Genomic DNA, 8,748 nt, shown 5'->3' on the forward strand with positions numbered 1-8,748 from the left:
ACTCCCCCACCCCATTTTTTTTGTGGCGTGAGTGGAGTTCTGACTTGGGCTCTTCCGATCTGGGGGCGCCGCGGGCCCCGCGCGGGCCTGGGGGACCCGCTACAGCGGGGCCACGGCGGCGGTGGACCGGCTGGTGAGCGAGACCAACGGGGCCGGACTGCCCGCGCTTGCCGCCCAGGCGCTCGGCGCCGCCCCGGGTCCGGCCGCCGCCCCTGCCGTCGGCACCGGCATGCCGCTCCCCGCCGCCGGGCTGCCGGCCGACGGCGGAATGCCGATGCCGACGGCGGCCCAGGCGGTGCCACAGCAGCCCGTGCCCGTCCCGGTACCGCCCATGGCACCACCCCCGATGGCCCCCCAACAGCCAACGCCCACCCCCGTCCCCACACCTTTCTCCGTCCCCGCGCCTGTCCCGGCCCCCACGCCCGTCCCCGCACCTGTCCCGGTCCCGGTCCCGATCCCCGCGCCCGCGCCCGCGCCCGTGCCGGTGCCGGTGCCGGTGCCCGCCCCGGCCGCCTTCGCGACCGGCCCGACCCCGCCGGGGGTCCCGGCGCGCGGGGGCCTGACCGCGGCACAGGTCCGCGGTATGACGACCCCGCCCCCCACCCCGCCCCTGACCACGGCCCCGGCCACCGGCTGGCCCAACGCCCAGAGTTGGCCCAGCGCGGCGGGCATGGGCCAGACGGGATAACCCCCAAGCCGAGCATGCCCCGTAACCTGGCAACGGTCTGCTTGCCCGCCGCGCGTGAAGCAATCCGGACGGGGCGCACAGCTCGCTGACAGGTCACGGGTTCTCCCAGGCCGCCGGGTCGGCTGCCAGGAGGCTTACCGGGGGTGGGAGGCGGGCCGCGGCGAGGTCGGCCAGGGTGACGCCCTCCAGGATCTTGCGGACGTTCGCGCGCAGCGCGATCCACAGGGGTAGCAGGGGCTCGGCGGTGCCCGTGTAGGTGAGGCTCGACGGGCGTTCTCCCCGTACCGAGACGATCGGGCCGTCCACGGCCCGGATGACATCCGCGACGGTGATCTCCGTCGCCGGCCGGGCCAGCCGGTATCCGCCGCCCCCGCCCCGTCGGCTGGCCACGATCCCGGCGCGCCGCAGATCGCCCAGGATGCCCTCCAGAAACTTGTGGGGGATGTCCTGCACAGCGGCGATTTCCTCTGCCTTCACCGGGCCGTTACCCTGCCGTACGGCCAACTCCAGCACCGCCCGTACCGCATAGTCCGCCCGTGCCGAGATCCTCATGGGTCCATTGTGGGGCGTACCGCCATGGAGAATGGCCGGACCGCGCCCCGTAAGATCGCCCGGGAGGGACCCCTTGGCGCTCAGCAGACGTACCTTCAGTGCCCTCGCGGGCTCCGCCGCGCTCGGCTTCGCCCTGGGCGGCAGCGGCGGCCCGGGGGCGCCTTCGGCGTACGCGGCGCGCAGTGTGCCGACCGGCCCCGCACCGGCCCCGCCGAGCGCCGACCGGCGCCCGCACACCATCGGCTACGACCACCACTCCCTGCTCGTGGACGGCAGGCGACTCGTGGTGTGGTCCGGCGAGATGCACCCCTTCCGGCTGCCGAGCCCGTCCCTGTGGCGCGACATCCTGCAGAAGATGCGGGCGCACGGCTACAACGCGGTCAGCGTCCACGTCGCCTGGAACTACCACTCGGCCGGCCCCGGACGCCATGACTTCAGCGGCGTCCGCGATCTGGACCTGTTCCTGCGCACGGCCGCCGAGACCGGGCTGTATGTCATCCTGCGCCCCGGCCCGTACATCAACGCCGAGGTCGACGGCGGCGGCTTCCCCGGCTGGCTCACGGTCACCGAGGGGACCGCACGGACCGCCGATCCCACCTATCTGGCGCACGTCGACGAGTGGCTCACGGCGGTGAACCGGATCGCGCGCAGGCACCAGTTCACCGACGGCGGCGGCACGATCCTGCTGTACCAGATCGAGAACGAGTACGACGCGCACGCGGACCGGCCGACCGGGCGCGTGTACATGTCCCACCTGTACCGGAAGGTGCGGGCGGACGGCATCGACGTACCGCTCTTCCACAACGACAAGGGGCCGAGCGGCCATTGGGTCCCGGGGTCGTTCGACACCGGCGGGGACAACGGCGGCTGGCTGTACGGCTTCGACGGGTACCCCGCGCCGTCCCGGACCCCGCCGGACTGGGGGCGCTTCGGCACCGGCGGGCCGACGGGGGGCGCCGGTGCGAGCCCGCGCACGCCGGGTTTTGTGGCGGAGTTCGGCGGTGGCTGGTTCGATTCATGGGGCGGGGCCTCCTTCGACGGCAAGGGGTACGACGAGGCGCGGCGGACCCGGGACGCGGCCTACGAACGCCGCTTCCACCTCACCCATCTGGCCAACGGCCTGACCCTGCACAACGTCTATATGACGTTCGGCGGCACCTCCTGGGGCTGGCTGCCCGCGCCGGTCGTCTACACGTCGTACGACTACGGGGCGGCCGTCGACGAGGCCCGCAACGTCACCTCCAAGATCGCCCCGATGCACCAGCTGGGCCATCTCCTGCAACGGGTGCCGGACTTCGCCAAGCTGGAGCGGGCGGCGGACGTGACGGCAAAGGGCCTGAAGGTCTACCACCTCACCAACCCGGACACCGGGTCCCATGTGTACGTGGTGCGCAACGACGGCACCGAGGAGGTCACCTCGACGCTGCCGACCGCCGCGGGCGGCCTGGAGGTCACGGTCCCGGCCCGGGACGCCCGGCTGCTGACCACCGGACTGTCCCTCGGCCGACGGACCTTGCGGTACTGCACCGCCCAGCCCGTGTTCCGGCTCACCGCCGGCCGCCAGGACATCGCGCTGTTCAGCGGCCCGCGCGGCGAGATGGCCCACCTCGTGCTGGACTGCCCGAGCGAGCCCCTCGTCAACCGGCTGGACCCGGAGGCCGCCTGGGTGTACGAGCGGGGCGCCCTGCATGTGTCCGTGCCGCTCGGCGAGGGCGGGCTCACCCGGGTGCTGGTCGAGCACGGCGAGAGCGAGACGCCGCTGCTGCTCCTGTTCGCCGACGAGGAGACCGCCGTGCGGCTGTGGCCGTACGACACCCCGTCCGGGACGGTGCTGGTGTACGGCCCGGCGCTGCTGCGCGAGGCCGTCCTGGACGACGCCACGGTGCGGCTGACCGGCGACACGATCGAGGAGACCGGCCTGGAGGTGTGGGGGCCGCGCGGGATCGACGCCGTGGAGTGGAACGGGCGCCCGGTGACCATGCGCGTCACGATGTCCGGCAGCCTGACGGCAAAGACGCTGCTGCCGGGGGTGCCGGCCGTCACGCTGCCCCGGCTGGGCGGCTGGCGCCGGAAGGCGGAGAACCCCGAGTCCGCGCCGGGGTTCGACGACTCGGCGTGGCGGGTGGCCGACCAGCGGACGTCGCACAGCAGCACGCCGGTGCCCGAGGGCCGGCCGGTCCTGTTCGCCGACGACTACGGCTTCCACTACGGCGACGTCTGGTACCGGGGGCACCTCACCGACACGGCCGGGCTGGAGTCGGTGTCCCTCGGCTACAGCACCGGCACCCAGGGGATGCTCATGGCCTGGCTGGACGGTGAACCGCTGGGGGTGCACCGGATGCCGGTGCCGGACGACGGAACGGTCGGCAAGGGGACGTGGACGGACACGGCGGTGCTCGCCCTGTCCGCGCTGCCCCCGGAACGCCGCGAGCGGCTCCGCCGGAAGCTGGCGGCGCCCGCCGGGCACGTGCTGTCCGTGCTGGTCCGGCGCATGCAGCACGACCAGGACGGCAAGGCGAAGGACACGCACAAGGCGGCGCGCGGGCTGACCGGGGCCGCCTTCGCGGGGGCCGCGCCGAAGGTACGGTGGCGCATCCAGGGTGCGCTCGCGCCCGATCCGGTGCGCGGACCGATGAACAACGGCGGGCTGTACGGGGAGCGGGCGGGCTGGCATCTGCCGGGGTTCGCGGACGGCGGCTGGCAGCCCGTCGATCTGCCGTACGGCGGCCGGGAGCAGGGAGTTGCCTGGTACCGGACCACGTTCCGGCTGACGGTGCCCGGCGGCATCGACGCCTCGGTCGGGCTGGTCCTGGACGACGACCCGGCCCGCGCCTACCGGGTACAGATCTTCCTGAACGGCTGGAACATGGGCCAGTACATCAACGACGTGGGCCCGCAGCACACGTTCGTGCTGCCGAACGGCATCCTGAACACCCGTGGCACCAACACCCTGGCGCTGGCCGTGCTGTCCGACGGCACCACGGAGTCGGGGCCGGGCGAGGCGCGGCTGACGCTGCTCGGCAGTGCCTCCGGTGGGGTGCCGGTGACACAGGTGGCCGCCCCGGGCCGCTGAGGCTCAGGCGAGCCGGATCACGTTCCGGGACAGCGGATCACGTTCCGGGGTTCCAGGACACCGGCAACTGGTCAATCATGAGGACCGCTCGAGGATGAATTCCCTTCGAGCCAGCGGCGGACCTGCTCCGCCTCCTGCCCTCGCCCGAGATCATCGAGCAACTGCGCCTGCAAATTCAGCACAAGGTTGAGTTGCGGGAGCGCGGAGGGCACCGCGCCGACGTGACTGCGGTAGAGCTCCACCGCTTCCCCGGTCATGTGCAGCGCCTTGGAAAGATCCCCCTCGCCCGCCAGGAGCATGGCGGCGACCGTCAGCGAGCGGGCGAGGTCGGGCTCGTAGGCGGCCGGGTTGCCGACCGCGAGCCGACGGTAGATCCGCACCGCCTCTTCAGTGCCGGTAACGGCCTCCTCCCGGCGCCCCGCGCCCGCCAGCCAGAGACCGAGGTTGGACAGGGAACGGGCAAGGTCGGGCTCGTACGCGGCCGGGTTGCCCGCCACGAGCCGACGCCGAATCCGCACCGCCTCTTCAGCGAGGGTGAGGGCCTCGCCCCGACGCCCCGCCGTCGCCAGAAAGAGGCCCAGGTTGGACAGGCAACGGGCGAGATCGGGCTCGTAGGCGGCCGGGTTGCCGACCGCGAGCCGACGGTAGATCCGCACCGCCTCCTCGGAAGCGGTAAGGGCCTCCTCCTGGCGCCGCGCGTCCGCCAACCGGGCACCGAGGTTGGACAGCGCGCGGGCGAGATCGGGCTCGTAGGCGGCCCGGTTGTCGGCGGCAAACCGACGATAGATCCGCACCGCCTCATCGGTGACAGCAAGGGCCTCACCCCGACGCTCCACCTCCGCCAGCCAGAGGCCGAGGTTGGACAGGGCACGGGCAAGGTCGGACTCGTACCCGGCCGGACTCCCCACCGCAAGCCGACGATAGGCCCGCACCGCCCCCTCAGAGGCGGTAAGGGCCTCCTCCCGGCGCCCCACCGCCGCCAGCCAGAGGCCGAGGTTGGACAGCGAGCGGGCGAGGTCGGGCTCGTAGGCTGCGGGGTCGTCGGCCACGAGCCGACGGTAGATCCGCACCGCCTCTTCAGTGCCGGTAACGGCCTCCTCCCGGCGCCCCTCGCCCGCCAGATGGAGGCTGAGGTTGGACAGCGCACGAGCTTGGTCGGACTCGTACGCGGCCGGGTTGCCCGCCGCGAGCCGACGGCAGATCCGCGCCGCCTCTTCGGTGACGGCAAGGGCCTCGTCCCGGCGTCCCACATCCGCCAGTCGGAGGCCGAGATCGGAGAGCGAGCGGGCGAGGTCGGGCTCGTAGGCGGCCGGGTCGTCCTGCGCCCGTTGCCGGTCGGCCCGGACCAGGGAAGAGGAGAGGCGCAGGGCGAGGGCGGCGGTGATGCGGGAGGGGTAGGGGAGCGCGGTCGAGGCGGCCTGGGCGGCCCCGTAGCGGAGGGGGGTGGTGTCCAGGGCCGTGTCCAGCGTGTGCAGGACGCGTTCGCTGTCGTCGGTGCGGTCGGTGTTGTAGTGGGCGAGGGCGGCGCGGGCCAGGACGGTGATGATCTGGGCCTGCTGCCCGGCCTCGGCCGCAGCCAGCAGGGCCGACAGCGGTATCCAGCCGCGGCTGAGCGCCAGGGAGGCGTGGTATTCGGCGATGCGGTCGGGTTGCAGGGAGCCCCAGTAGCGGTCGGGGTCGGCTGGGTACAGCGTGACCAGCCACGCCGCGGTCGACTGAGCCTTGTCGGGCGGCAGCTCGGGGAGTTCGCGGATGACGCGGTGGGCGTCCTGTTCGGTGGTGGCTCCGCACAGCGCGGCGACGGCGACCGCTGCGCCCAGGATGCGGGTGGACAGGTTGAGTCTGAAGGCGGGGGCGTCGGCGCTGTCCTCCCAGAAGCGCCCTTCGTGTTGCAGGAGGATCTCTTCCGGTGGGGTGCCGGGCGGAGTGCGGGTGGGAGCCGGCCCGTCTTGCAACAGGGCGACCAGGGCGGACAGTTGCAAGGTGAGGGCGTTGTCGTAGCGGGGATCGCCGAGGTCGTCGGGGGGCCGCAGGGTGCCGGCGAGGGCTGTCCAGTCGTGCGCGGGCACCGTGGGGACGTGCGGCAGCAGACGGGCCAGGTCGCGGGCCGCGCCGGCGTACGCGTGGACGCGGTCCTCGGTGGGGCGGCTGCGGGGAATGAGCGGGGCGAGTTCGGTGACCGGTGCCGCGGTGAGCAGGCTCCGGACGGCGGGGGCGGCGCTGAGCGGGTCGGTGCGCCACGCTCCGTCGGAGCGGGCCGGCAGCAGGATCCGGACGCGGTGCCGGGAGCGGTGCAGGTGGGTGATCAGGCGGCGCAGCAGGCGGGGGCGGGTCTCGGCGTAGTCGACGACGAGGAGCAGGGGCAGGGCGGTGGTGAGAGGGGAGAGGTCGGGGGCGGCGTCGTGGTCGGTGAGGTCGGGGCGCAGATGTCCGGTGGCCCAGCCCTGGCGGCTGAAGGTGTCGGTGAGGCGGCGGGCCAGCCGGGTCTTGCCCTGGCCGCCGGGTCCGGTCAGCACCCGTACCGCCACGGTGGCCGGGTCGTTCTCGCACCAGGCGCTCAGGTCGGCCAGTTCGCCGTCGCGGCCGTGGAAGGTGACGGCTTCCGCGTCGGCACGCAACAGCGCGGCCGGTGAGTCGAGGTCGCGTTCAGGTGCGGCGGGGGTGAACAGGCCGACTGTTTCCGCCGGTTCCAGGACGGGTTCCCACCCGGTGTGCCGGGTGATCAGGGCGCGGAAGTCCTCGTCGGCGAGGAGGTGGGCGGCGGGCGTGGCGGTCAGACGTGTGCCGCCGTCGGCCTGCCAGTCGCGGCGGACCACCCCGCACAACAGCTCACCGCCGTAGGCGTCGTCGCTGAGGACGGCAGCCCCCGACACCCCCGACCAACGGCTGCCGGCCGCGCCCGCGGGCGCGTCGGCGGCAACTGTGGGGTCGGTGCTGGAGATCTCGTAGCGGCCGGCGAGGGAGCCGGTGCCGGGCAGGATCCGTCCGGCGAGCTGTTCGTCCAGGCGGTGCCCCTCGGGGGTCTTCTGCATGCGGGGGAAGCCGACAAGCGTCACCGGGTGCGCACGGTGCGCGATGAGGCGTCCGAACCGCTGGGGCGGCCGGGTGAGCAGATCGGTGAGCGACTCGGGAGTCCGCCAGTCGTGACCCTCGTCGACCTCGACCAACGCGGCATCCGCCACCGCGTCCTTGCGCCGCCAGCGCACGGTCGCGGGAAACTCCCGCTCACCGGCGTGGGGCCGGGACACGGTCACCGCGTCCCGGTCCGACCCGGACGTGCCGTCCAGCACATGAGCGGCCGTCAGCACCAGACGGGGCGCGATCAGATAGCCCGAACCGAACCCCCGCTTGTCTGTGCCCGGCCTGCGTACATGTATCCGCACCCGGCGGTCGAACTCCACAACGGTCGCCCGTCATCCCCTTGACGTGTGATGCACCGCCCAGACCGGGGCGTTACTCCTCGTCGCTGACGTCGATGTCGCCGCCGCCCGGCCGGTGCGGCTTGAGTTGCACGGTGACCGTGTGGGTCGCCTTGCGCGCGCTCTCCTTCTTGCCGCCCAGGGAGACGACGCCGAACCGCAGACCGCCGTCCATCCCGCGGGCGCGGGTCAACTCCATGCCCAACTCCACCGTGATCTCCCCCAGCGAGAACAGCACCCCCTGATCCTGTCCGCCGCTACCGCCCACACCCGCGACCCGCGCCTGCGCCTCCGTGATCTGCTTGCGCAGCAATGTGATCGCATCAGCCAGGTCCAACCCCTCCGGATCCGAACCGTCGGCATCGCTCACCACAACCCCCTCTGTACGAACAAGGTCACCTGGACTACGGGAATTTACCTGCGTGCGTCCCAAGCCGGGCCGCCTTCGACATCCCCGCCGAAGAAACCCCGGAAAGCCGCTCCGACCGCCCGTGTCGTTGTGGCGGGCGGGGCCACTTCCTGATCGTTCCAGGTTGAACCACGCTCGTCCGATCACCTGACGCGAACACATCCAGGCGCGTACTGTCGGACGAGCCGCCGTCCGGCGGTGCGAAGGGGGAGGCGATGGACATCGCGGGCGCGCGGCGGCGGGCGGCCCGGATCGCCACGAGGCTGCGAAGCCTGCGGCCCGGCTCGGTCCAGCGCACGCTCGCCGCCGGTCTGGCCCGCGCGGTGCGCGCCAGGCCCCATCCACCGTCCGATGTAGGCGAGTTGTGCCGGGCGCTGTGCGAGGAGATGAGTGCACGGCGCGGCGGCCGGCCCGTCGAGCTGCGCTTCGAGCGGTTCCCCGACGAGATCGAAGTCACCGGTCTATGGGTGGAGTTCGCCGACTTCGACCTGGTCATCGTCGAGGAGCGCGCCGAAGCGGTGCAGCAACTGGTCATTCTCGGCCATGAGTTGTGGCATATGCACGCCGGGCACCGGCACCACCGGCTGCCCGGCGCGCAGGCGGCCCG

General features: G+C 73.0%; 4 protein-coding genes and 2 pseudogenes. 3 read left to right on the forward strand and 3 right to left on the reverse strand.

The genetic code is table 11. The features are described 5' to 3' along the window. Window positions 1–64: 64 nt before the first annotated feature. Window positions 65–688 (forward strand): annotated as a pseudogene (locus ACWEKM_RS44850) (histidinol-phosphate aminotransferase family protein); the annotation flags it as partial. A 93-nt stretch (window positions 689–781) separates the two neighbouring features. On the opposite strand, the gene ACWEKM_RS44855 reads toward ACWEKM_RS44850, so the two are convergent. Further along, entirely contained in the window at window positions 782–1,240 is a 459-nt protein-coding gene (locus ACWEKM_RS44855; RefSeq protein ID WP_451627079.1) for an RrF2 family transcriptional regulator, read from the reverse strand. 73 nt (window positions 1,241–1,313) lie between these two features. Here ACWEKM_RS44855 and ACWEKM_RS44860 point away from each other — a divergent pair, with 73 nt between their 5' ends. After that, window positions 1,314–4,313, forward strand: a complete 3,000-nt coding sequence (locus tag ACWEKM_RS44860) for a beta-galactosidase (protein WP_451627080.1) — start codon at window positions 1,314–1,316, stop codon at window positions 4,311–4,313. Between the two features lie 71 nt (window positions 4,314–4,384). Here the strand turns inward: ACWEKM_RS44860 and ACWEKM_RS44865 are convergent, their stop codons facing one another. Together ACWEKM_RS44865 and ACWEKM_RS44870 are read right to left on the reverse strand one after the other, a co-directional pair. Continuing rightward, window positions 4,385–7,696: a tetratricopeptide repeat protein gene (locus tag ACWEKM_RS44865; protein ID WP_451627081.1), complete on the reverse strand. Its 3,312-nt coding sequence runs from the start codon at window positions 7,694–7,696 to the stop codon at window positions 4,385–4,387. 70 nt (window positions 7,697–7,766) lie between these two features. After that, a complete protein-coding gene (locus ACWEKM_RS44870) occupies window positions 7,767–8,102 on the reverse strand; it encodes a trypco2 family protein (RefSeq protein WP_451627082.1) in 336 nt (111 codons plus the stop codon). Between the two features lie 254 nt (window positions 8,103–8,356). Here ACWEKM_RS44870 and ACWEKM_RS44875 point away from each other — a divergent pair. Further along, window positions 8,357–8,748: pseudogene (locus ACWEKM_RS44875) on the forward strand (toxin-antitoxin system, toxin component family protein); the annotation flags it as partial.

This window comes from Streptomyces sp. NPDC004752 (assembly GCF_053601275.1).